The organism is Streptomyces sp. NPDC085946, assembly GCF_044540485.1.
Classification (GTDB): Bacteria; Actinomycetota; Actinomycetes; order Streptomycetales; family Streptomycetaceae; genus Streptomyces.
This window is the reverse complement of the sequence record NZ_JBITSF010000026.1, coordinates 38,904-62,250: the sequence shown is the minus strand read 5'-3', so window position 1 is coordinate 62,250 and position 23,347 is coordinate 38,904. Positions and strand designations below refer to the sequence as shown.

19 protein-coding genes and 1 pseudogene are annotated in these 23,347 nt (G+C 76.9%); 7 read left to right on the top strand and 13 right to left on the bottom strand.

From position 1 onward, the window contains the following. Positions 1-66 precede the first annotated feature (66 nt). Positions 67-1,569: a hypothetical protein gene (locus ACIF8T_RS34210; RefSeq protein WP_400040568.1), complete on the bottom strand. Its 1,503-nt coding sequence runs from the start codon at positions 1,567-1,569 to the stop codon at positions 67-69. A 183-nt stretch (positions 1,570-1,752) separates the two neighbouring features. On the opposite strand from ACIF8T_RS34210, the gene ACIF8T_RS34205 reads away from it, so the two are divergent. Then, positions 1,753-2,175, top strand: a complete 423-nt coding sequence (locus tag ACIF8T_RS34205; protein WP_400040566.1) for a DUF6003 family protein — start codon at positions 1,753-1,755, stop codon at positions 2,173-2,175. 229 nt (positions 2,176-2,404) lie between these two features. Here the strand turns inward: ACIF8T_RS34205 and ACIF8T_RS34200 are convergent, their stop codons facing one another. The 6 genes from ACIF8T_RS34200 to ACIF8T_RS34175 form a co-directional block, all read right to left on the bottom strand. Beyond that, positions 2,405-3,673 (bottom strand): PP2C family protein-serine/threonine phosphatase, encoded by a 1,269-nt coding sequence (locus ACIF8T_RS34200; RefSeq protein ID WP_400040564.1) that lies wholly within the window; start codon positions 3,671-3,673, stop codon positions 2,405-2,407. Then, on the bottom strand, positions 3,670-4,473 hold the full coding sequence (locus ACIF8T_RS34195; RefSeq protein WP_400040562.1) for an alpha/beta fold hydrolase: 804 nt from the start codon (positions 4,471-4,473) through the stop codon (positions 3,670-3,672). Before ACIF8T_RS34195 ends, ACIF8T_RS34200 begins: the two co-directional genes overlap by 4 nt. A 67-nt stretch (positions 4,474-4,540) precedes the next feature. Beyond that, on the bottom strand, positions 4,541-5,299 hold the full coding sequence (locus ACIF8T_RS34190; protein WP_400040560.1) for a phosphodiesterase: 759 nt from the start codon (positions 5,297-5,299) through the stop codon (positions 4,541-4,543). A 199-nt stretch (positions 5,300-5,498) separates the two neighbouring features. Continuing rightward, a complete protein-coding gene (locus ACIF8T_RS34185) occupies positions 5,499-6,674 on the bottom strand; it encodes a zinc-dependent alcohol dehydrogenase (protein WP_400040558.1) in 1,176 nt (391 codons plus the stop codon). Continuing rightward, a complete protein-coding gene (locus tag ACIF8T_RS34180; RefSeq protein WP_400040556.1) occupies positions 6,671-7,135 on the bottom strand; it encodes a hypothetical protein in 465 nt (154 codons plus the stop codon). Before ACIF8T_RS34180 ends, ACIF8T_RS34185 begins: the two co-directional genes overlap by 4 nt. Before the next feature lie 156 nt (positions 7,136-7,291). After that, the gene (locus ACIF8T_RS34175) at positions 7,292-7,582 is read right to left on the bottom strand and encodes a zinc-ribbon domain-containing protein (protein ID WP_400040554.1); all 291 of its coding nucleotides are present in this window, start codon (positions 7,580-7,582) and stop codon (positions 7,292-7,294) included. 272 nt (positions 7,583-7,854) lie between these two features. On the opposite strand from ACIF8T_RS34175, the gene ACIF8T_RS34170 reads away from it, so the two are divergent. After that, the gene (locus tag ACIF8T_RS34170) at positions 7,855-8,352 is read left to right on the top strand and encodes a DUF5949 family protein (RefSeq protein WP_400040552.1); all 498 of its coding nucleotides are present in this window, start codon (positions 7,855-7,857) and stop codon (positions 8,350-8,352) included. 91 nt (positions 8,353-8,443) lie between these two features. Here ACIF8T_RS34170 and ACIF8T_RS34165 read toward each other — a convergent pair whose 3' ends face one another. The 3 genes from ACIF8T_RS34165 to ACIF8T_RS34155 all read right to left on the bottom strand — a co-directional run bounded on the left by ACIF8T_RS34165 (position 8,444) and on the right by ACIF8T_RS34155 (position 12,902). After that, positions 8,444-8,881, bottom strand: coding sequence for a hypothetical protein (locus tag ACIF8T_RS34165; RefSeq protein ID WP_400040551.1), 438 nt, complete (start codon positions 8,879-8,881; stop codon positions 8,444-8,446). A gap of 81 nt (positions 8,882-8,962) precedes the next feature. Continuing rightward, complete coding sequence (locus ACIF8T_RS34160; protein ID WP_400040549.1) at positions 8,963-11,740, bottom strand: alpha/beta hydrolase family protein; 2,778 nt, start codon at positions 11,738-11,740, stop codon at positions 8,963-8,965. Between the two features lie 148 nt (positions 11,741-11,888). After that, entirely contained in the window at positions 11,889-12,902 is a 1,014-nt protein-coding gene (locus ACIF8T_RS34155; protein ID WP_400040547.1) for a GlxA family transcriptional regulator, read from the bottom strand. Positions 12,903-13,032: 130 nt separating this feature from the next. Here ACIF8T_RS34155 and ACIF8T_RS34150 point away from each other — a divergent pair, with 130 nt between their 5' ends. Continuing rightward, positions 13,033-13,917: an NAD(P)-dependent oxidoreductase gene (locus ACIF8T_RS34150; RefSeq protein WP_400040545.1), complete on the top strand. Its 885-nt coding sequence runs from the start codon at positions 13,033-13,035 to the stop codon at positions 13,915-13,917. Positions 13,918-14,035: 118 nt separating this feature from the next. On the opposite strand, the gene ACIF8T_RS34145 is transcribed toward ACIF8T_RS34150, so the two are convergent. From ACIF8T_RS34145 to ACIF8T_RS34135, 3 genes and pseudogenes are all read right to left on the bottom strand, one after another. Further along, positions 14,036-15,601, bottom strand: a complete 1,566-nt coding sequence (locus tag ACIF8T_RS34145) for an FAD-dependent oxidoreductase (RefSeq protein ID WP_400040544.1) — start codon at positions 15,599-15,601, stop codon at positions 14,036-14,038. 236 nt (positions 15,602-15,837) lie between these two features. Next, a pseudogene (locus ACIF8T_RS34140) lies at positions 15,838-16,539 on the bottom strand (class I SAM-dependent methyltransferase); the annotation flags it as partial. A gap of 79 nt (positions 16,540-16,618) precedes the next feature. Further along, positions 16,619-17,812: a lycopene cyclase family protein gene (locus ACIF8T_RS34135; protein WP_400040598.1), complete on the bottom strand. Its 1,194-nt coding sequence runs from the start codon at positions 17,810-17,812 to the stop codon at positions 16,619-16,621. Between the two features lie 249 nt (positions 17,813-18,061). Between ACIF8T_RS34135 and ACIF8T_RS34130 the strand changes: the two genes are divergently transcribed. Genes ACIF8T_RS34130 through ACIF8T_RS34115 form a run of 4 tightly spaced genes read left to right on the top strand, consistent with a single transcriptional unit; the run spans position 18,062 to position 23,311 of the window. After that, positions 18,062-19,663, top strand: a complete 1,602-nt coding sequence (locus tag ACIF8T_RS34130) for a polyprenyl synthetase family protein (protein ID WP_400040543.1) — start codon at positions 18,062-18,064, stop codon at positions 19,661-19,663. Then, on the top strand, positions 19,660-21,201 hold the full coding sequence (gene crtI / locus ACIF8T_RS34125; RefSeq protein WP_400040541.1) for a phytoene desaturase family protein: 1,542 nt from the start codon (positions 19,660-19,662) through the stop codon (positions 21,199-21,201). Before ACIF8T_RS34130 ends, crtI begins: the two co-directional genes overlap by 4 nt. Beyond that, entirely contained in the window at positions 21,198-22,289 is a 1,092-nt protein-coding gene (locus ACIF8T_RS34120) for a phytoene/squalene synthase family protein (RefSeq protein WP_400040540.1), read from the top strand. Before crtI ends, ACIF8T_RS34120 begins: the two co-directional genes overlap by 4 nt. Beyond that, positions 22,286-23,311 (top strand): DUF5914 domain-containing protein, encoded by a 1,026-nt coding sequence (locus tag ACIF8T_RS34115; RefSeq protein WP_400040538.1) that lies wholly within the window; start codon positions 22,286-22,288, stop codon positions 23,309-23,311. The genes ACIF8T_RS34120 and ACIF8T_RS34115 overlap by 4 nt, the downstream gene beginning before the upstream one ends. Positions 23,312-23,347: the final 36 nt, after the last annotated feature.

Here is a 23,347-nt window from a genome sequence, read left to right as displayed (position 1 = left end):
GGGTGGGCCGGGCGCCGGTGCCCGGGGAAGGGCGGGACGTCCGGGAGCGTGGAGGGGCCGGGCCGGTCAGCGGGTGGTCGTACGGCGCGGGCGGTCGCGGCGGGAGCGGCGACGGTCCGGGCGGTGGCCGCCCGGGCCGGGGTACAGCACGTCCCCGAGCCTGGGAGGAGGCCCGGGCAGGGGGCCGGGACCGGAACCGGGGAGGGCTCCGCCGAGGCCCGCCCGGTACAGGCCGTAGGCGATCCGCCGTTGCGCGGCGGCCTCCAGCGCGTCCCGCAGCGCGCCGTCGCGCGGCACCGCGCCGGGGCCGAGCAGGCCCTCGACGGCGGCCAGCGCGCCGGCGGTGTCGCCGTGGCCGAGGCGTTCGCGGATGTCGGCCAGGCAGTCCGGCCGGCGGTGCGCCCGGTCGATGAACCGGAGGCACGGCAGCGGGGTGCCGGTCAGCGCGACCAGCAGCTCCTCCCGCCGGAGCTCCGCCGGATCGTGGTCCAGGGCGACCAGGACACCGTCGACCAGGCCGACACGGTGCCGGGCGCCCCGGCACTCCACGAGCCACGGACGCCCCGGCCCGAGCGGCGCCCGGGACGGTCCGGCCGCCGGGACGCCCGGCACCAGGGCCGAGGCGACCAGCGGGTGCAGCCGGCCGGGCTCGACGAGTCCGGCGCGGAGCAGCGCGAGGTCGGGCGGTACCCAGGTCGCCGCGTCAGGCAGGACGGGCAGCGCGCGGACGCCGCCGGCCGCCGGCGCCGCCGTGATCCGCGGGGCGCCCCGGTCCGCGGCCGGGTCCACGACCAGCCACCGCCGGGCCCCGAGCCGCACGGTGACGCCGCCGGCGGGCCGCCCCTCGGCGCGCAGCAGCAGGGCCGCCTCGTCCGCCCACCGCTCCACGGCCCGGTGCCGCCCCTCGGGCCCCGCCCCGACGGGGCAGCCGTGGTGTGCGGCCGGCGTCCGGCCGGTGTCCGGCCGATGTCCGGCCGGCGGTCCCTCGGCGTCCGGTCCGTGTCCGGCCGGCGGCAGGTCGGCACCCGACCGGGCCCGCAGCTCCCCGGTCCGGCGCGCGTCCCACAGGTGGCGGTGCAGGTCGAGCCGGAACCGCCGGTCGGGGCGGGGATGCGGATGGTGGCCGGCGCCGTCCGTGGGGCGGGTGCCGTCCCACAGCGCCAGGCCGAAGCGCTGGCCGCCGTCCGCCCAGGCCGGCGGGGTACGCACCACGAGGTGCACCGGCCCCGCGCCGTGCGGGCCGTCGGTGTCGTACCGGGCCAGCGTGAGCGTCAGCCCGGGGCGCAGCAGCCCGTCGGGGGCGATCCTCGGCAGGTGCCAGCGCAGCAGGTCGGGCGCCAGGTGGCGCAGATCGTCGCGGACCCGGGCGGCGAGGTCGCGGCCGTGCGTGCGGGCCAGGGAACGCGGGTGGAGGTCGACGTCGATGCCCGCGGCGGCACAGGCCCCCGCCCAGTCGCCGGCGTGGCGGCGGGCGGTCGCGGTCTCGATCATGGACGGCGGCACGGCGAACTCGCGCACGCGCCGCCAGAGGGAGAGGCGGGGATCCCCGTTCGCGGGGTGAGCGGCCATCAGCACTCACCTTGCGCGGACGGGACCCCCCATCTGGAAACGGAGTGGGTCGTCATCGCGGCCGACCGTAGTGCTCCCGCCCACCGGACCGCCACCGCTTTTCCCGGTGGGACGACCGCCGACGCGGGGTACGAGGGTTGCCATCAGCGACGTGACCGCTTCTGCCGTGAGGAAGAACCGACGATGACCGACGACGCGTACCTGGTCCTGCTGGACGGCACGGACACCTCCCTCGGGGTGCCCCTGGCGGCCGTGGGGGAACCGGCCTGCCTGGAGACACCGGCGGTGCGGGCGTGGCTCGACGCACAGGGGGTCGCCGCGACGTCCCCGCAGCTGTACGTCGTCCCGCCCGAGGAGACCGCCGCCATCCCCGAGGACGCGCAGCGCCTGCCCGTCCCGCTCAGCGCCGAGGAGCTGAGCCGGGTGCGGCACGAGACCGCCGCGCCGCCCGTGGCCCGGCTGGAGGAGGAACTGCTGGCCTACCGGTCCTGCGCCGACGGCCGGGACGCGCTGCTCGCCCGCGCGCTGGCCGCCGGGGTCCCCGCGCACCGCATCGCGGAACTGACCGGCGAGGACCTGGCGGTGATCAAGTCCGCCGTCCACTGACGGGTGGGAACCGGGTCCGGGCCCGCCGAGCGGCGAGGGCCGGACGACGGTCAGGTCCGCCGCCCGCCGACCGCCGCCCGCCGACCGGTAGGAGCGTGACGGTGATCAGGTCCGCTGTCTACTGACCGGTGAGAACGTGACGGTGACCAGGTCCGCTGTCCGCTGTCCGCCGACCGGCGAAGGCCGGGGCCGGCGCCGGGCCCGCCGAGCGGCACCGGCCGGCGGGCCGTCACGAGGCGGCGTGCGGTCCGCGCGGGCGGCCGATGGCGAGCAGCGCCGTGTCGTCGTCCAGCCCGTCGCCGAAGCTCTTGAGCAGCCGGGCGAAGGCGTCGATCACCGTGCGGGGTCCGGCGGGGGCCAGCTCGGCGGCGAAGGCGCGCAGCGCGTCGTAGCCGTACAGCTCGCGCTTGATCCCGGTGCGCGCCTCGGTGAGGCCGTCGGTGTACAGCAGCAGGGTGTCGCCGGGGTGCAGCGTGGTGCGGACCGTGGTGAACGACGCCCCGGGCAGCGCTCCCACCAGCATGCCGCCGGGGGTCGGCAGGTAGTCGGCCCGGCCGTCGGCGCGCAGCAGCAGGGCCGGGGGGTGCCCGCCCGCGGCGAGCCGGACGTCGACCGTTCCGCCCCGCGGTTCCAGGACGCCGAGGAGGACGGTGCAGTACCGCGGGTCCCCGTCCCGGTACCGGTCCAGCAGCGCGGTGTTGAGCCGGGCGAGCGCGGCCGCGGGTTCCGGGTCGTGCAGGGCGGCGGCCCGCAGGGTGTAGCGCACCAGGGACGTCACCGCGGCGGCCTGCGGGCCCTTGCCGCAGACGTCCCCGAGGAAGAAGGCATAGCGCTCGTCGCCGAGGGGGAACAGGTCGTAGAAGTCGCCGCCCAGCTGCATGGTCGAGGCCGTGTGGTACGAGGAGGCGGCCTCCATGCCGGGCACCTCGGGCAGGCTGGCCGGGAGCAGGCTCTGCTGGAGGACGGTCAGCGCCTCGCGCAGCTGCTCGCGGTCGGCCTCGGCCTGGTGGCGGGCCTCCTCGGCGGCGCGGCGGGCGCGCAGCAGCTCGGCCTCGTAGGCGCGCCGGTCGGTGGCGTCGAAGACGGTCGTGCGGATGAGCAGGGGCCGGCCGTCCTCCCCCGTCTTCACCGTCGACGTGATGAGCACGGGGAGCCGGGATCCGTCCGCGGTCCTCATCTCCAGGGCGATGCCGCCGACCTGGCCCTGCATGCCCAGGAGGGGCGCGAAGTGCGTCTCGTGGTAGAGCCGGCCGCCCACGGTGAGCAGGTCGCTGAAGCGCCGGCGGCCCACGACCTCCTCGCGGGTGAGGCCGAGCCAGTCCAGCAGCGTCTTGTTGATCTTGGCTATGGTGCCGTCCATCAGCGTGGACAGGTACCCGCACGGCGCGGACTCGTAGAGCTCCTCCGCGCTGTCCTCCAGCAGCGCGGAGAACTTCGCGTCGATGAACGGGCGCTCCTCGTCGTGCCGTTCGGGACCGGGGCCCGGATCGTCCGTCACGGGAGGTCCCCCACGAAGGCGATGACGGCCTCGGCGGTGGCCTCCGGGGCGCTGAGCTGGGGGCAGTGCCCGGTGGCGGCGAGGGTGACCAGGCGGCTTCCGGGGATGGCCGCGTGCACGTAGGCGCCGACCTCGCGGGGCGCGATGGCGTCGTGTTCGCTCTCCAGGATCAGGGTGGGCACGGCCACGGACTTCAGGTCGCGGCGGTTGTCGGAGAGGAACGTGGTGCGGGCGAAGACGCGCGCGATCCGCGGGTCGGTGGCGCAGAAGCTGTTGGTGAGCTCCTCGCTCAGCTCGGGCCGGTCCGGGTTGCCCATGATGACCGGGGCCATGGCTCCGGACCAGCCGAGGTAGTTGGCCTCCAGCGACTCCAGCAGCTCGTCGATGTCGTCGGCGCTGAAGCCGCCGCGGTAGTCCCCCTCGTCGATGTACCGGGGCGAGGGGCACACCATCACCAGGGACCGCAGGCGGTCCGGGGCCGCCGCGGCGGCCAGCACCCCGACCATGGCGCTGACGGAGTGGCCGACGAACACGGCGTCCCGCAGGTCCAGCTCCTCGCACACCTCCACCGCGTCCCGGGCGTAGCCGTCCAGGGTGGCGTAGCGCTCCTCCTGCCAGGCCGCGAGGTCCGAGCGGCCCGACCCGACGTAGTCGAACAGCACGACGCGGAAGTGCTCGGCCAGCGCGGGAACGACGAGGCGCCACAGGTTCTGATCGCAGCCGAACCCGTGCGCGAGCACCACCGCGCGGCCGCCGACCTTCCCTGTCACGCGGACGTTGTTCCTGCGCAGGATGGTCATCGCACCATCCTCGCACGTCACCGAGCAGACCTCCTCACGCCGTGGACCGCCGGGGGCCGGGACCCGTTCACGGCGGTCCGCCTCGTCCGTGGCGGGACCCGCTGTAGGCGGCCTCGCGCAGCCGCCGCAGCCACTCGGTGGGGCGCAGGCCGGGCAGCCGGTGGGCGTACGGGTCGTAGGAGACGGTGCCGTGCTCCGGGGCGGGGGCGGGCTCCTGGAGGGTGAGGGCCGCGAAGGAGCGCCAGGGTTCGCCGGCGGCGGCCGCCCGCAGGTCGAAGCGGACGGGTGCCCGCAGCAGCGCCTGCCGCAGGGCGGGCAGGGCGACGTCCACCGCGTCGTGCGGGCCCCGCTCGGGGAAGGCCGCCAGCACCCGCACGCGGTCGCCCGTCCGGTACGACACGAGGGTGGAGTACGGACCGGACAGCGCCCGGTGCCGCGGCAGCGGCAGGTGGCGGCCGAGCCGGCCGGCGCCGCTGGAGGTGAGCAGCAGGTCCAGGGGCGCGCCGGAGCCGCCGGCGTCCTCGACGCGCAGCGCGAGGCCCAGGCCGTCCGGCACGTTCCCGGGCAGGCCGAGCGCCCGCGACCACCGCGCGGTCACCCGGTAGGAGCCCGGCCGGTCCAGCCAGGGCACGTTCCACGACCCGTCGGCGGTGCCGTGCACGTCCAGGCGTCCGGTGCACAGCACCCCGTGGGGGTGCAGCGCCGGTGCCGCCCGGCGGCCGGCCAGCCGCCGGGCCACCCGGTAGGCCGCCGCCGCCACGGGCGCGGACCGCTCCGGCCCGGTGTCCGCGCCCGTGGCGGCGGTGCGATGCCGCAGTGCCGTCATGCTGCCCACGCCCTTCCCGCCGCGGAATACCGCGGCGCCGCCGTCCGCGCCCTTCCGGCCCCGGAGTACCGCGACAGCGTGGTCCCCACGCGCTCCGAGCGGCACAGGACCGCAACGCGGCCCTGTCCGTGCGGCCGATGGCCGAGGACCGTCCCGCCGTCACACCCGCGCGCCCGACGGCGGGGCGCCGCGAGAGCCGTCACGGCCGCGGGCGGATGACGGCGCGCACGCAGCCGTCCGTCTTGTGCTTGAACATGTCGTACGCCTTCGGCGCCTCGTCCAGGGGGACGGTGTGGGTCGCCAGGTGGGCGGTGTGCAGCTCGCCGGCCGCCAGCCGCTCCAGCAGCATCGGGATGTAGCGCTGGCCGTGCATCTGCGCGCCGCGCACGGTCAGGCCCTTGTTGATCACGGCGCCGAGCGGGAACTTGTCGACGGCGCCCGCGAAGACGCCCAGGATGAAGACGCTGCCCGCCTTGCGGCAGGCGTGGATGGCCTGGCGCACGGCGGTCGGCCGGTCGGTCTGGAGCCGCAGCTGCTGCTTGGCCTGGTCGTACAGGTGCATCGGGCCGTCGCTGTGCGCCTCCATGCCGACCGCCTCGATGCACACGTCGGGGCCCCGGCCGCCGGTGCGCTCGCGCAGTTCGGCGGCGACGTCCGTGGCGGTGTAGTCGAGCGGCTCCGCGCCGGCGTACCGCTCGGCCATGGCCAGCCGTTCGGGGAGCCGGTCGATGGAGATGACCCGCTCGGCGCCGAGCAGCACCGCCGCCCGGGCCGCCATCTGGCCCACGGCGCCCGCTCCCCAGACGGCGACCACGTCGCCGGGCCGGACGCCCCCGAGGTCGGCGCCCATCCACCCGGTGGGCACGGAGTCGGAGACGAACAGGGCGCTGACGTCGTCGACGCCTTCGGGGACGGGGAAGGCGCCGTAGTCGGCGAAGGGGACCCGGACGTACTCGGCGTGGCTGCCGCGCAGGCCGCCCATGGCGTGGGAGTAGCCGAAGATGCCGGACGTCTCGTAGCCGAAGAGCGCCTGGCCGATGCCGGGGTTGGTGTTGGTGTTGTCGCACAGGGACCACAGGTCGTTGGCGCAGTACCAGCACCGGCCGCAGCCGACGAAGGAGCAGACGACGACCCGGTCGCCGACCTTGTGCCGGCGCACCCCGGGCCCGGTCTCCACGACCTCCCCGACGAACTCGTGGCCGATGACGTCACCGGCCCGCATCGCGGGGATGTAGCCGCCGATCAGATGGAGGTCGGAGCCGCACGTCGTGCCCGCCAGGAGCCGCACGATGATGTCCTGGTCGTTGTGCAGTTCCGGGTCCGGGACGTTCTCGACGGACAGCTTGTTCACGCCTTCCCAGCACAGTGCCTTCACAGCACTCCCTCCCCACCGGACCTGCGGCCGAGCAGCCCGATGACCTTGCCGCCCGGTGTCGGGCGGGTCGTGGCGGGGGTGTCGGGGTGCAGCACCTCCCCGGCCTCCAGGATGGCCTTGGCGTCGCGCAGCGCCCGGCGGATCTCCTGGCGCGGGTCCTGGCCGGCGAGACGGCCGGGCAGGGAGGCCTCGGCCGCGGACGGCGGCTCCTTGAGCCGGACCGCGAGCTCGGTGCCGCGCTCCCCCGGTGCCGGGCGGACCTCGACGTCGATCCGGTCGGCGTACCGGTCCAGGGGTTCGGGCAGGGCCCCGTCGGGGCGGACCTCCTTGGGCGGGAGGTTGACCGTCACCGTGAGCCACCGGTCGTCCGCCGGGTGGGTGGCGCGCCCGGCCGGCCGGGCCTTCCGCGCCACCGCGATCCCGGCGGCGAGGACCGGAAGACCCCACAGCATCCTCTTCATGGGTCCCCTTCGGCGTCGCAGCGGTCGATTTCGCACGGTCGGCGGGTTTCCCCGGCCGACGCGTCGAAACGGCGTGACCTGTCCGGGGTGTGCGGGGGTGCCGCGGTCAGTCCGGGACCGCCCGCGGACCGCGCCCCTGCGCGCGGGCGGCTCCGCTCACGACTGGTACGGCTGCCGGTGCGGCTGCCCGAACGGCGCGCCGCCCTCGCCGCCCGCGGCCTGGGCCTGCAGCTGCTCCGCCTGTTCCCTGGTCAGCTTCTGCTCCGCGCCGCAGAAGGTGCACTGCGTCATGTACGAGGTCGAGAAGGGGAAGAGCGGCACGAAGAACAGCGTGAACTTCGTGACGCGCTTCCTGAGCGTGTGCGCGGAGGGGTTGCCGCACCGGCCGCAGACCAGCGTGAGTATCGCGAGCTGGTACAGGTACCCCTTGGTACCGAAGATGATCATGAGGTGGTCCTTCCCTGGTCGGAGCCTGCCGACACCCTGTCGGCGAGCGGCCGGATGCCGTGACCCCGCACAGTCTCCTGTACGGGACCGCGCCCTGGCGGACGGGTATCCCACCGCGGCGCCGCGCACCCGTCCGGTCCGCCGCGCACCCCTCCCGGTACCCGGCCGGCGACACCCTGACGTCACTCGTCCGGGTGCGGATCCGGGGTGCCCGTCGGCCGGTCGGGTGACGGCGGGCCGCGGGCCGCCCGGCCCGCCGGTACGGTGCCGCGGTGACCTCAGCGCCCACCGCCCCCGCCGGAACGCAGCCCTTCAGCACCGCCGACCTCGGCACCTTCCTGCTGATGTCCTGGCTCCGCGAGAACCCCCAGGGAGACGTCCCCTGCCTGCTCGCCTGCTGTCTCGGGAACGGCGCCGGCGGTCCCGCCGGCTCCTCCGCCGCGGTCGGGCAGCTGCTGCGCAGCGCCGGACTCGCCGTGGGCGGGGACATCGTCGACGGCACCCGGCGGCCCGGCACGGCGATGAGCCTGCTCGTCGTCCCCGGCTCCGCCATGCTCACCATGCCGCGGTTCACCACCCAGTTCGTCCCGCCCGCGGGCTGGCTGGAGACGGTCGCCGCACGCGGCTTCGCCTACCTGCTGATGACCACCCGCCCCTGGCCCGACGCCGAACCCGGCGATCCCGGGACCCTGGTCTCCTTCGTCGCCGACGAGGAGACCCGCAAGGCCGCCGCACAGGTCCTGCTGCCCGCCCGCAGCCTGCGCACCTGACCCTCACGGCCCTTCGCGTCCGGCCGGACCGGCCGGCGGCACCCCCTTCCGGACGACCGTCCGGGAGGGGGTGCCGCGTGCGGCGGGCGGGTCAGCAGCCGCCGCGGTCGTAGTACGGGACGTCCCCGTGGTTGCCCTCGTCGGCGTGGGCGCCGCCCGAGCCGGACCGCCACCGCGGGGCACCGTCACCGCGCGGGCCGATGCAGGTGAAGGTGTTCTTGATGTGGTTCCCCAGGCAGGTGTACTTGCCGTGGCCGAGCCTGTAGCCGTTCCCGTGCGCGTACCTGCCGGAGGCGTGGCCGGTCTCCGCGCCGCCCGTGATGTCCGGCGCGCACCCGCCGGCCCGCTTCAGGGTCCGGGCGCCCCGGGCGGTGGCGAGGTCGAGCCGCTCGAAGGACGTGCGCGTCGGGTCGGAGCGGTCCGAGCAGCCGCCCGAGGACGACCGGGTGGTCCCCGCCTCCCGGAACATCGAGGTCGCGGGGGCGTGACCGGTCCTGGTGACGGCGAACGCCTCCCCGGCGCCGCCCATCACGACGGCGCCGGGAGCGACGAGGAGCGCGAGCGCGGTCAGGACCGATCGGATCCTCGCGCCCGCCGGGGGGCGGCGCGATCAGTCCGGTGACGGGGCGTCGAGCACCCGGCCCGTCACGGCCGGACCCTGCGGTGCGCCCTCGTCGTCGGTGGGCTGCAGGCCGACGTGCTCCGCGGGTTCCACGGTCCGGTCGCGGACCGTCGGCACCGTCACCTCCACGCTCTGCTCGCCGGCCGGGACCGGGACCCACAGTCCGAAGTGGTCCAGCCCGGAGAGCGGCACCTCCCCGTCCGGCACCTCGCCGTAGAGGTCCCGCAGCCACTGCGGGTCGACGTCCTTCGTGGACAGCTCGGGACGGCCGCCGACCGGTACCGCCACCAGCGCGGCCACCAGGGGTACGTCGGCCGGCTCGGACAGTTCGGCCTTCCAGCGCAGCGGCCGGCCCTCGGTCACCTCGTCGGCGACCGGTGTCACGCGCAGCGTGGGCCGCGGGTCGTCGTCGGTCACGGTGACGCCGCCGGCGTACGCGCCGACGACCGTGCCGCGGACCGCCTTCACCAGCACCTCGTGGGAGAGGTCCCAGGCGTACCGCTTGTTGCCCGTCACCTTCACCGGCAGGTCGATGCCGGGGCCGCCGGCCCGGACCGTGACGAGCCGGTCCTCGGTCTCCCCGGTGGCCGGGTCGACGACGTACAGCCGCACGGTCCCGGTGCCCTGGCCGGACAGCCGCACGGGCACCTGGTAGGTGCGCTCGCCCGAGTCGCCCTCCCGCACCTTCAGACGGCCGACGTCGACCCGGGTGAGGGGCGCGGCCTGCACGGCGGGGGTGCCCGCGCGCCAGGCGTAGGCGTCCATCAGCCAGGCGCGGCCCGTGCGCGAGCGCGGCGTCAGGTCGAGGGAGGCGATCCGGCGCAGGTCGAGACCGGCGCGGACGGCGGCCTTCAGCGGGACGCGGAGTTCCTGCGCCCAGTAGGAGGCGGTGCGTTGGCTGCCCGGGAGTCCGTCGGCCCCCACCCGGCCGAGGACGGCGCGCCGCCCGTCGGCGTCGGTCACGGAGACGTCGAACCGGGTGCCGCGGCTGCCGGGCGGCACGATGACGCGCAGCGCCAGGTCCGGGGCGTCCCGCAGGGACACGGGCCGGTCGGGGTGTACCCGGGTCGCGGTGCCGGGGGCGGACCAGGTCAGCGCGACCGCGCGGCGGCCGGTCTCGCGCTGCGGCCACCAGTACGCGAAGTGCGGGGACGCGCCAGGCGTGTCCTGGTCGAGGCAGGCGACGCGCGGGTCGGGGTCGACGGCGGAGCAGAGCCGGCCGCCGGTCACCTTCACCTTCCCGTCGGGCAGGAACCCGGCGCCCCGCCCCGCGCCGACCGCGTGCGTCAGCACACGGGCGGGGTCGGCGGAGGGGGCGCGGCGGCCGGTGCCGTCGACCAGTTCGCGGACCCGGTCGTCACCGGCGACGAACAGCCGCGCGGCGGCGGCGATGTAGGTGGCGCCGGCGCGGTGCTGCTGGTCCGCGGTGAGCCGGGTGGCGCGGCCCGGCGAGCACACCGGGTCCGGGTCGTCGGGGTCGGTCGAGAAGTCGTCCTGGGCGGGCGCGGCGGCCTGGCCGGGCGTCCACTCGCTGTTGAAGAAGTTGTGGTTGGCGCCCGTCATGTACACCGCGCCGTGCAGGGCACTGCCCCGGCTGACACCGCGGGTGCCGTCGACGTACACCTGGCCCTGGAGGTCGGAGACGTCGCCGTCGCAGCCCGGCAGGATCGTCAGCGACGGCACGTCGGGGACCGGGTTGTGGCCGAAGACGGTGGGGCCGATGAGGACGGTGCCGCGGATGGTCCAGCGGGCCCGTCCCGGCTGTCCGTCCTGGTCGGCCGGCGGGGGGTAGAGGCTGTCCATGGCCGCCCTGTTGACGCCTTCGCCGCCACGGGAGTGGCCGACGAGCAGGACGCGGGACAGGTCGGTCCGCGGAGCCTTGCGGACGGCCGGCGGCGCGGCGGACGGCTGCGCGGCCCAGTCCGCCCAGCGGGCCAGGTGCGCCCGGACGAGCGAGGAGCGGGCCTGGGCGCCGGCGTCCTCGACCGCCGCGTCCTGGCCGTTGATCCCGTTGGCGGAGACGGAGACGGTCACGTAGCCCTGGGAGGCGAGCAGCTTCTGGTCGCGCAGGTATCCGCGGTGGCTGGGGACGGGCCGGGCGCCGGCGGCGCAGGGCCAGTCGATGGTGACGGCCTCCTCGCCCCGGCCGGGCACGTAGCAGGTCACGTGGCGCCCGTGCAGGAACAGGGCGACGGGGCGCCTGCCGGGGGCTCCCTTCGGCGCGACGACCACGCCGCGCATCTCGACCGGGGCGGCGAGGCCCGGCAGCCGGACGGGGTCGAGCGCGTACTCACCGGTGACCGTGGCGAAGCGGCCCGGCCGGCCCGGGTCGACGGCGCCCGCGGGGAGCCGGGGCGGCAGCTGCGCGGCGGGCCGCCGGGCGTGCTCGCCGGCCCCGGCCGCCGTGTCCAGCCGGCGGCCCGCCGACCGCACCTGGAGGTCCGCCGGGTCGCCGAGCGGGTCCATCTCCGCGGCGTCCAGCGGCAGGCGGAAGGTCCGGCCGTCCTTGCCGGGCGTCGGCACACCGACCAGCCCGCCGTCGCCGTGGAACTCCACCCGGGCGTCACCGGGCGGGATCCGCCGCGGCGCGCGCCACTCCAGTACGTCGCCGTCGCCGGTGAGCCGCCAGCCGGGCGGCAGTTCGCCGTTCGCGGCGGCCGGACCGGCCGCGGGCGGTTGCGGCCGGGCCTGGGCCGCGCCGGGCGCCACCCCCACCACGGCCAGCACCGCCACGGCGGCGGCCCCTATGCTCCGGGCACGTATCAACGCCTCACTCCTCCGACTTCCCGGGGCGGGAACCTCCGCGCCGCGCGGACGCCCCTCGGTGCAGAGGAGGGGCTGGAGGACCTCCGGGTTGCTCGGGGGAGGCGGGAGTCGGCGTCGGGCGAGGCGGCGCGGGCCGCCCGTCCGGGCGTCAGGTACGGGGAGGCGGGGCGGGGGCGGCCCGGGGGAAGGCCCGCCGGTACTGGCCGGGCGACACGCCCAGGTGCTTCAGGAAGTGGTGGCGGAGGTTGTTCGCCGTGCCCAGGCCGCTCAACTCGCCGATCCGCTCGACCGGGAGGTCCGTCGACTCCAGCAGGACCCGGGCCCGTCCCACCCGTTGGTCGAGGAGCCACTGGAGCGGGGTCATGCCGGTGGCCGCCTGGAGCCTGCGGTAGAACGTGCGCGGGCTCATCCCGGCCCGCCGGGCGAGCCGGGCGACCGTCAGCGGCTGGTCCAGGTGCTCGCGGGCCCACCCGAGGACGGGCGCGATCCCCCGGTCGTCCGTCGCCGGTACGGACATCTCGATGAACTGCGCCTGCCCGCCCGGCCGGTGGGCGGGCACCACCATCCGCCGGGCCAGCTGGTTGGCGACGTGCGCGCCGAGGTCCCGGCGGACCAGGTGCAGGCACAGGTCCAGGCCGGCGGTCAGCCCGGCGCTGGTGAGGACGTCGCCGTCGTCCACGTAGAGGACGGACGGGTCGACCTCCACCTTCGGGTAGCGCTCGGCCAGTCGGGCGGTGTGCATCCAGTGGGCGGTGGCGCGGCGCCCGTCGAGCAGCCCCGCCTCGGCGAGGGCGAAGGCGCCGGTGCACAGGGAGACCACGCGGGCCCCCGCGGCGTGGGCGCGGCGCAGGGCGTCGGTCAGCTCCCGGGGCAGGGGCCTGCCCTCCTCGACGCAGGCGTCGGGCACGGAGGGCACGACGACGGTGTCGGCGCCGTCGAGGCCGTCGAGTCCGTACGGGGTGCGCAGGGTGAGCCCCGCGCCGGCCGCCGCGCCGCCCTGCTCCCCCGCTCCCGTGCCGCACAGCCGCAGGCTGTACCAGGGGTCGGCCAGGTCGGGCTGCGGCTTGCCGAAGACGGTGCAGGGGATGCTCAGTTCGTACAGGTCCCAGGACGGGACCCCGATCTCCTCGGTGACGACCACGGCGACGGTACCGGCACTCATGACCCCAAGCCTATGGCAGAAATTTGGTGGACCCCGGCACTGCTGCCACTGTCTCCGCGCACCGCCCGCTGCGACCGTGGTCCCGACGTGATGATCCGTCACGTCGCTCACCGATCCCAGGAGTTGTGGCATGAGCACAGAACAGCAGGCCGTCACCGTCGTCGGGCTCGGCGCGATGGGTTCGGCGCTGGCCGCCGCCCTGCTGGACCGGGGACACCCGACCACCGTGTGGAACCGGTCCGCGGACAAGGCCCGGCCCCTGGTCGAGCGGGGCGCCCGCCAGGCCGCGACGCCCCGGGAGGCGCTCGCCGCCTCCCCCCTCACCATCGCCTGCGTCCTGGACCACACGGCTCTGCACGCCGTTCTCGACCCCGTCGCCGACGCCCTGGCGGGCAGGACCCTGGTCAACCTCACCTCCGGGTCCCCGGAGCAGGCCCGGGAGGCCGTCGCGTGGGCCCGCGGCCACGGCGCCGAGTACCTGGACGGCGCGATCATGACCACGCCGCCCGGCGTCGGCAGTCCGGAGACGATGGTGCTGTACAGCGGCTCCGCCACCGTCTTCGAGGCCCGCCGTCCGACCCTGGCGGCCCTCGGGGACCCCGTGCACCTGGGCACCGACCCGGGTCTGGCGTCCCTGTACGACGCCGCGCTGCTCGGCCTGATGTGGTCCACCCTGACCGGCTGGCTGCACGGCACGGCCCTGGTCGGCGCCGAGAAGACACCCGCCACGGACTTCACGCCCGTCGCGGTCCGCTGGCTGGCCGCGGTGACGGGCTTCATGACCACGTACGCGCCCCAGGTGGACGCCGGCCGGTACCCCGGCGCCGACGCCACCGTCGACGTGCAGATCGCCGCCGTCGACCACCTCCTGCACGCGGCCGCGGCACGCGGCGTCGACAACGCCCTGCCGGAGCTGCTGAAGGCCGCGATGGAACGCGCCCGGGACGCGGGGCACGGCTCCGACAGCTTCGCGAGCGTCGTCGAGGTGCTGAGGAGGCCGGCGGAAGGGCGGTGAGCGCGCGTCCCGAAGGGCACGCGGCGGCCCCGGTGCACGCGCGGGGCCGGTTCGCCGGGGCGCGGCGGGACGGACCGGGCCGGGTGCGGAGCCACCCCGCCCGGTATCCGACACGTCGTCAGTCGCCGCGCGCCGTCCCCCACTTGGCCAGTCCCCGCAGGACGGGGCCGCGTCCGCGGTCGGGCACCGTCCAGAGGGTCTGGCCCCGCACGCCCCAGCGCTCCAGCAGGGCGTTGGCGGCCTGGAAGCCGGTCGTCGCCGCGCGTTCCATCAGCGCCACCGGCAGGTCGGTGCGCACCAGGTCGCCGGCCATCACCAGGCCGGGGTCCGGGGTGCGCACGGTGGGCCGGCCGGCGTGGCCGCCCACCGGGAACAGCGGGCAGTCCGCCCGCCACTCGTGGCGGGCGTCGACGACCGCGGCGGCCCGGGTCTCCGGCCAGATCCGGTGCAACTGGTCCACCAGCCGCTTCTGCTCGACCTCGCGGGGGGCCCCCGGCGGCACCGCGTAGGCGTGCAGTTCGACGACGGACCCGCCGGTGCGGGCCGCCCACCGGGCCGCCTCGCCCTCCCAGCGTTCCAGCACGCTGACGTTGTCGAGCGTGCCGTACCCGCTCGTGCCGAGGAACCCCGGCCGGTCGCGGGCGACGGGCCGGTCCAGCCACAGCCGGGTGACCAGGAACGGCGGGGCGCTGCGCAGGCGGGCGATCCGCTCGCGCCACGCGGCGTCGCCGAGCGCGCCGGAGCGGGCGACCAGGGACCGCAGGCCGGGGGTGTCCAGGGCGAGCACGACGGTGTCGTGGCGGTGCTCGCCGTCGGCGGTGGCCACCTCGTAGCCGCCGTCCCCCGTGGGCGTGACCGCCTCGACGGCCGTGGCGGTGCGCAGGTCGGCGCCGTGGCCCGCCAGGTATCCGGCCAGGGGCTCCCACAGGGCCGCCGGGAACGGCTCGCGGGGCACGTCGAACAGCAGCCCCTCCGCGGACCCGAGGAAGTAGATGTGGAACATCAGCACCATCTCGGCCGCCGACAGCTGCCGCGGATCGGCGAAGAAGCTGCGGGAGAACACCTCGAACGCCAAGTGGCGCGCCCTGGGCGGGAAACGGACCGCCTCCAGGAAGTCGTACGCGCTGACCCGGTCGAGGCGGGCGTACACCTCGGGGACGCGGACGTCGAGCAACGGCAGGGCCGCGACCGGGTTCACGCGCCGCAGGTCCTTCAGGCGGAAGGAAGGGCTGAGCGCGGCGAAGCCGAGGGCGCTCCACGGCGGGGTCCGCGGCACGTGCCGGAAGCTGTCGTGCAGGCCGCTGCTGTGCCGCAGCGGGTAGTCCGGCAGGGCGGTCAGCCGCTCCAGGCGGGGATCGGTGCGGCGCAGCAGCCCCCGCAGGTTGTAGTACTGCCGGAAGAAGGCGTGGAAGCCGCGGCTCATGGTCGCCGCGGTGCCGTCGGCGAGTTCGACCGGCCAGCCGCCGACGCGCCCGCCCAGGTGGGGCAGGCGCTCGTACAGGGTCACGGCCACCCCGCGTTCGGCGAGCGCGGTGGCGGCCGCCAGGCCGGCGATGCCGCCGCCGACCACGGCGGTCGTGGGGCGGGGGCCGTCGATCCGCGCCGCTCCGGGCGGCGGCGGCAGCAGGCGGGCGCGGCGGTCGCGGCCGCGGCGGGCGCCGTCCGGCCGGCGGGGCGGGGTCATCGGCCGGTCTCCCGGGTGCGGTCGGCGGGGCGGGCGGCGAAGGGGACGCGGTCCTGGCCGGAGCGGCCGGCTTCGGAGGGCTCCCGGTTCCGGTCGGCGCGGGCGGCTTCCCGGGGTGCGCGGTTCCGGCCGGAGCGGCCGGCTTCGAAGAGCACTCCGTCCCAGCCGGAGCGGTCCGCTTCGAAGGGCACCCCGTTCCGGCCGGAGCGGTCTGCTTCCCGGGGCGCGCGGTCGCCGCGGGCGGCGACGAAGGTGTGGGTGATGCCGGTCTGCCAGCCCGGCAGGGGCAGGGCGCGGACACGGTCGAAGCCGGCCGCGCGGACGCGGTCGGCGAACCGGTCGGCGGTGTCGAACTCCACGACGCTGCGCCACAGATGGCGGTACAGCTCCCCGTCGCCCAGCACCGTCGCCGCGGGCTGCACGATGCCCCGGCAGACCAGGGTCCACACCAGCCGGTCGGCGCGGCGGCCGCCGAGGGTGTACTCGTGCACGCCGAGCCGGCCGCCGGGCGCCAGCAGCCGGTGCGCCGAGGCCAGGACGGCGTCGGGGTCGGACACGTTGCGGAAGAGGTAGGCGGCGAACACCGCGTCGAACGGCCCCTCCACCCCGGCCTCCGCGAGCCGTTCCGCCGGGGCGTGCGCGAATGTCACCCCGTCCGGCCAGGGTTTGGCGGCGGCGCGTTCCAGCATGCCGGCGGAGGCGTCGACGGCGGTGATCCGCGCACCCGGCAGGACGGCGGCGAGCGCGGCGGTGGAGGCACCGGTGCCGCACCCCAGGTCGAGCACCCGCAGCCCGACACCGCGGCGGGGCAGGCCCAGTCGGCGCACCGAGCGGCGCAGATGGGCGTGGTAGCCCGGATTGGCGGCCACCAGGGAGTCGTAGCTGCGGGCGGCGTGATCGAACGCGGCGGCGAGGTCTTCGTCGCGCAACAGGGTCATCCGGTCTCCTGGAACAGGGGTGTGGGGCGGCGCTTCCCGGGGTGGCGCCCCGGGGGCGGGGCGTCGGGCGTCCGGCGGGTCACGGGTCGTCGAAGGGGCGGCGCGGCAGGCTGGGGAGCTCGACCGCCGAACGGAGCATCGGCCCGACCGGGGTGCGCAGGCCGACGGCGAGGTCCTCGTGCAGACGGGTCCCGCCGTCCAGGAAGAGCAGCAGCCGCCTCATCGGCACCCGGGCGAACAGGTGCGAGAAGAGCGCGGGGCCGTCGGCCCGGCCGCTGTCCAGGGCGCGCAGGAAGACGGCGTCCATGGCCCGGGCGCGCGCCGAGTGGGCGGGGGGCGGCACGGGCCGGCGGCCCCGCAGCAGGGCGGCGGCGACGGCCTGCGTCTGGCGTTGCAGGCCGGCGAAGGTGTAGCCGGTCGACGGGCGGGTCGCGCCGCCGGCGGCGCCGATGCGGAAGACCGAGGCCCCGACCTGCCGGGGCAGCGGGGCGTCCGTCATCGGGATCACCCCCGTCTCGGTGGAGCGGACCTCCAGTTCGCCCAGCCGGAGCACGTCGTCGGCGTACTGGCGGACCGCCGCCTCGTACGCGTCGTGCGTCAGCACGCGGGGCGAGAACTCGGTGTACTCCACCAGGGCCTCGCGGCGCCCGGTGGGCAGGACGTAGCCGAACGACAGGCCCCGGTCGGGCTGCGGGGTGCGGAAGTCCATGAGCTCCGCGGTGCCGGGGTCGAAGACCGGCCGGGCGGTGCGCACGTACCAGCCGTGGAAGTGCTGCAACAGGGTGGTGCGGGCGGCGGGCAGGCTGCCCAGCGGACGGGAGTCGAACACCCAGCGGGCCCGCAGGACGCCCGGCCGCCCGTCGGCGTCGCGCAGCAGCACCCGGGCCCCGTCGCGCACGTCCTCCACGGTCTCCACGGTCGCTTCCAGCCGCCGTACGCCCGGACAGCGCGCGAGGTCCCGGCCGACCAGCGCCTCGAAGTCGTCCGACCGGATCATCTTGTAGCGGAGCGGCGCGATGTCGTCCTCGACGGGGGCGCCGGCGGGCGGGCGCACGCGCAGGCGCCGCCAACTCGCCGTGACCGCGGCGTCGTAGCGGCCGGGGCCCGCCTCCCAGTAGCACCAGGTCCGGCACGGCGGGCGCAGCGGGCCGGGCGGGGGGTCCACGAGGACCACCGACGGCGCCCGGCTCCCGGCGGAGCGGGTGGACAGGCGGTGGGCCAGGGACAGTCCGGCGGCTCCCGCGCCGATGACGGCGACCTGGGCCTCGAACACCACGGTTTCCTCCTCCCCGCCGACGGCCGGCGCACCCCGTCAGCATTCCTGGCCGTGTGCCCGATCGGATGCAGGTCACTCGGACGTGCGACGGGTGTCGGCCGGTGCGGTGCGGCCCGCGCGTGGAAGGGATGTCACGCGCGGGCCGCCCGTTGCCTGCTTTTCGGCCCGGGCCGCATCCGCGCCCACGGTACGTGCCGAAAGCCGTGGGTAACGGAGCGTTCTGCGATCACGACGAGAGGAATCGGGATGCGCCCCTCACAGGCGAAGGAGCACCACACGGGCGGACCGCCGCCCGCCCCCCGCCTGGTACCGCTGTCGGGATCGCCCGCACGGGCGCGGCCGGACGGCCCAGCGGCCGGACCGCCCGACGCGTGGGCGGTGACGGGGACGGCGCCTCTTCCGCCGGGCGTCGGCGACGCACGCGCCGTCGACGAGGACGTGCCCGCCGCCGTCGGCCGGGTGCTCGGCCATCTGCTGGCCGAACGCACGGCCCGCGCGCGGGCCGTGGACCCGCTGTTCGCCGAGGACCTGGCCGGGCGGGTCGCGCGCTTCACCGAACAGGGCGGCCGGCGCATGCGCGCACGGCTCCTCTGGGGCGCGCTGCGCGCCTGCGGCGGCGACGGCGACGCGGCGGTGGCGGCGGCCCTGCGGATCGGCGCCGCGCTCGAACTCGTGCAGACCTGCGCGCTCGTCCACGACGACGTGATGGACGGCGCCGCCCTGCGACGGGGCCGCGCCGCGCTGCACGTGGAGTTGGCGGAGCAGTACGCCGGAGCGGGCGCGGGGGGCCCTCGGGGCGAGGCGGAGCACGCCGAGGGGGCCGGCGCCGGCGCGGAGGGCGTCGGGGGCGGCACCGAGGGGCTCGGGGCTGACGCCGAAGGCCTCGGGGCCGGTGTCGCCGGGGCGTCGCGTGCCGGGCGTTTCGGGAACGCCGCCGCCATCCTCGCGGGCGATCTCGCGCTCGCGTGGGCGGACGACGTGGTGGCCGAGACCGTCCTCGCTCCCGAAGTCGCGGCCGTGGTGCGGCGGATCTGGAGCGACCTGCGCACGGAGATGGTGGCCGGCCAGTACCTGGACGTGCAGGGGCAGGTCACGGGGGCCTCCTCGCTGCCGCGGGCCCTTCGCGCCGCCTGCCTCAAGAGCGCCCTCTACTCCGTCGAACGGCCCCTCGCGCTCGGCGCCGCCCTCGCCGGGGCGGACGCGGCCACCCTGCGGGCGCTGTGCTCGGCGGGCCGCTGCGTCGGCATGGCCTTCCAGCTCCGCGACGACCTCGACGACGTCTTCGGCGACTCCCGGCGGACCGGGAAGCCCGCGGGCGGGGACATCCGCGAGGGCAAGGCGACGTACCTGGTCGCCCTCGCCCGGGCCCGTGCCGAGGCCGCCGGCGACCGGGACGCCCTGGCCGTGCTGGAACGTTCGCTCGGCAGCGCCGCGCTGTCGCGGGCCGGTCTCGACGAGGTGCGGGAGGTGCTGGTGCGGACCGGCGCCCGGGACGCGGTGCGGACGAGGATCGAGCGGCTGGTGGCCGAAGGGCTGCGCCACCTCGACGGCGCGCTGCTCGACCCCGAGGGCGGCCACCGGCTGCGCCGCCTGCTGGGCTCCGTGGCCGGCGGCCCGGGCCCCGCCGCGTCCGGCCCCGGCGACGACGCCACCAGCGCCGGCCGCGACGCCACCACGGCCCCCGGCCGGGACGCCGTGACCGCCCCCGGCCGGGACGCCACCACCGCCCCCGGCCGGGCCCCCGACACCCCGTCCGCCCCGCCCCCGGTCCCCCTGGGGCCCGCCGTGCCCCCGTCCGCCCCCGTACCCGTGTCCCTGCTCGCCGGCACCGAGGAGACCCGCCGATGACCCGTACCCTGCCCGGACGCACCGACCACGTCGTGGTCGTGGGAGCCGGGCTCGCCGGGCTGTCCGCCGCCCTGCACCTGCTGGGCGCCGGCCGCCGCGTCACCGTCGTCGAACGCGACCCGCTCCCCGGCGGCCGCGCCGGACGCATGGACCTCGGCGGCTACCGCATCGACACCGGTCCCACCGTGCTGACCATGCCCGACCTCGCCGACGAGCCCTTCGCGGCCGTCGGGGACAGCCTGCGCGAGCGCGTCGAGCTGATCGAGCTGCACCCGGCCTACCGGGCCCGGTTCGCCGACGGCAGCACGCTCGACGTGCACACCGACGCCGACGCGATGGCCGCGGAGGTCGAGCGCTTCGCCGGTGCCGGCGAGGCCGCCGGCTACCTGCGGCTGCGCGCCTGGCTCGAACGGCTGTACCGAGCTCAGATGCGCCGTTTCATCGACGCCAACTTCGACTCGCCCCTGGGCCTACTGACCCCCGACCTCGCGCGCCTGGCCGCCCTCGGCGGGTTCGACCGGCTGGACGCCCGCATCGGCCGCTTCCTGGGCGACGAGCGGCTGCGCCGCGTCTTCTCCTTCCAGGCGCTGTACGCGGGGGTGCCGCCGGCCCGGGCGCTCGCCGCGTACGCCGTCATCGCCTACATGGACACCGTCGCCGGCGTGTACTTCCCGAAGGGCGGCATGCACGCCCTGCCGCAGGCCATGGCGGACGCCGCCGGGGACGCCGGGGCCGACCTGCGGTTCGGGCAGGAGGTGACCCGCCTGGAGCGGACGGGCGACCGGATCACCGCGGTCGTCACCGACCAGGACCGGATCCCGTGCGACGCCGTCGTCCTGACGCCCGATCTGCCCGTCGCGTACGTGCTGCTCGGCCGCCCGCCGCGCAGGCCGCTGGCGCTGCGGCACGCGCCCTCCGCGGTCGTGCTGCACGCGGGCACGGACCGCACCTGGCCGGAACTGGCCCACCACACCCTCTCCTTCGGTGCGGCCTGGCACTCCACCTTCCGCGAACTCACCCGCACCGGGCGGCTGATGAGCGACCCCTCCCTGCTCATCACCCGGCCCACGGCCACCGACCCCTCGCTCGCGCCCCCGGGCCGCCACCTGCACTACATCCTCGCCCCCTGCCCGAACACCGACATCGGGCCGCACGCCACCGTCTGGAGCGAGCTCGGTCCGCGCTACCGTGCCGAGCTCCTGCGGGAGCTGGAGCGGCGGGGCCTCGACGGCATCGAGGGCGCGATCGAGGCGGAGTGCCTGGTCACCCCCGCGAGCTGGCACGCCCAGGGGCTTGCCGCGGGCACCCCGTTCTCGGCGGCCCACACCTTCGCCCAGACGGGCCCCTTCCGCCCCCGCAACCTGGTCCGGGGCACCGCCAACGCGGTCCTCGCCGGCTGCGGCACCACACCCGGCGTCGGCGTGCCGACCGTGCTGCTGTCGGGGAAATTGGCCGCGGCGCGGATCACCGGGGGCGCGGGGCGCGCCCCGGCGCGCACGCGCACCCCGTCCACCCGTCAGCAGGAGGCCCGCGCATGACCGACCGTGAGCTGGACGCCGCGGGGATCACCGATCCCGGGCTGCGGGCGGCCTACCGGCACTGCCGCGAGCTCAACGCCCGCCACGGCCGGACGTACTTCCTCGCCACCCGGCTGCTGCCCGTCGAGCGCAGGCCCGCCGTGCACGCCCTGTACGGCTTCGCGCGGTGGGCCGACGACATCGTGGACTCGCTCGACGCGACCGTCGGCGCCGAGCGGCGCGGCGCCGCGCTGTCCGCGCTCCAGCACGGTATGGAGAAGGGCCTGCGGGACGGCGACGGCGGCGAACCGGTGGTGCGGGCCCTCGCCGACACCGCGCGCCGCTACGGCATCGACCACCGGCACTTCGCCGACTTCATGACGGCGATGCGGTCCGACCTGGTGGTCACGGACTACCCCTCCTACGCCGACCTGCGCCGCTACATGCACGGCTCCGCGGCGGTGATCGGCCTGCAGATGCTGCCCGTCCTCGGCACGGTCGTGCCCCGCGAGGAGGCCGAACCGCACGCGGCCGCCCTGGGCGTGGCCTTCCAGCTGACCAACTTCCTGCGGGACGTGGGCGAGGACCTCGACCGCGGCCGGGTGTACCTGCCGGCGGACCTGCTCGCCGCGCACGGCGCCGACCGGGAGCTGCTGCGGTGGTGCCGCGACACCGGACGCCACGACCCCCGTGTCACCGCCGCGCTGCGCGCGTTCGAGGCGCTGACGCGCGGCGTGTACCGGGAGGCGGCGCCGGGGATCGCCATGCTCGACCCGGTGGCCCGCCCCTGCATCCGCACCGCGTTCGTGCTGTACGGCGGCATCCTGGACGCCGTCGCCCGGACGGGTTACGCGGTGCTGCACCGCCGCGCGGTGGTGTCCCGGGCGCGCCGTGCCGCGGTGGCCGCCGACGGGCTCGCCCGGGTGGTCGCCGCCCGGCTGCGCGCCGCGCACGGCACCCGGCCCGCCGCGCCGGACGGAGCGCGGCCCGCGCCCGGGACACAGCCCTCGGCCGAGGCGCCCCCCGCGCCCGGCACCCACCCCCCGGCCGACAGCGCGCGGCCCGCGTCCGGCGCGTCGCGCCGGCCCGTCCACGAGGAGGTCGTGTGAAGCCCGTTCCCCCCGGCCCCGCGGGCAGGCGCGCGCGTCTGCCGCTCTCCCTGCGCAGGCGCCCGGTGCCGTGGGAGCGCCAGCGTCCCACCTGGCGCGAGGCCAAGCCCGCCCTGATCGCCGGGGCCCTGAAGCGGGCCCAGGCCCGCCCGTCCGGCAACTGGTACGTCGTGGCGGCGTCCCGGGACGTCCGCGACGACCGTCCGCTGGCGCGGACCGTGGCGGGACGGGAGCTGGTCGTCTGGCGCGGCTCCGACGGCCGGCCGGTCGCCGGCCCCGGCGTCTGCCCGCACCTGGGGGCGCCCCTGGGCGACAGCCCCGTGCGCTGCGGCACCCTGGTGTGCCACTGGCACGGTCTCGCCCTGGACGGCGCCTCGTCCGCCGGGTGGGACCCGCTGCCGGCGCACGACGACGGCGTACTGGTGTGGGTACGGCTCGACGCGGCCGGCGGCGAACCGCCCCTGGACGCGCCGGTCGTACCGCGCCGGCCGGACCCCGCGCGCGCCCTGTCGGCCGTGTACGTCGGTGTGGGGACCTGCGAGCCCGAGGACGTCCTGGCCAACCGCCTGGACCCCTGGCACGGGGCCTGGTTCCACCCCTACTCCTTCGTCGACCTCACCGTGGTCGGCACCCCCGGCACCTCCGGGGACCCGGCCGACGACACGTTCACCGTCGACGTGTCCTTCAAGGTCGCCGGCCGACTGGTCGTACCGGTCCGGGCCGAGTTCACCGCTCCCGAGCCGCGCACGATCGTCATGCGCATCACCGAGGGGGAGGGCGAGGGGTCCGTCGTGGAGACGCACGCCACCCCCCTCGGGCCGGACGCCGCGGGCCGGCCCCGCACGGCGGTCGTCGAAGCCGTGGTGGCCGCCTCGGACCGCACCGGGTTCGCCGTGGCCCGCAGGGCGGCCCCGGCGCTGCGCCCCCTGGTCCGGGCGGCCGCGGGGCGGCTGTGGCGCGACGACCTCGCGTACGCGGAGCGGCGCTGGCGGCTGCGCTCCACGGGACGGTTCCCCGGCTGACGCCCTCCGCCGTGCCGGCCGGGCCGCGGTCCGAGA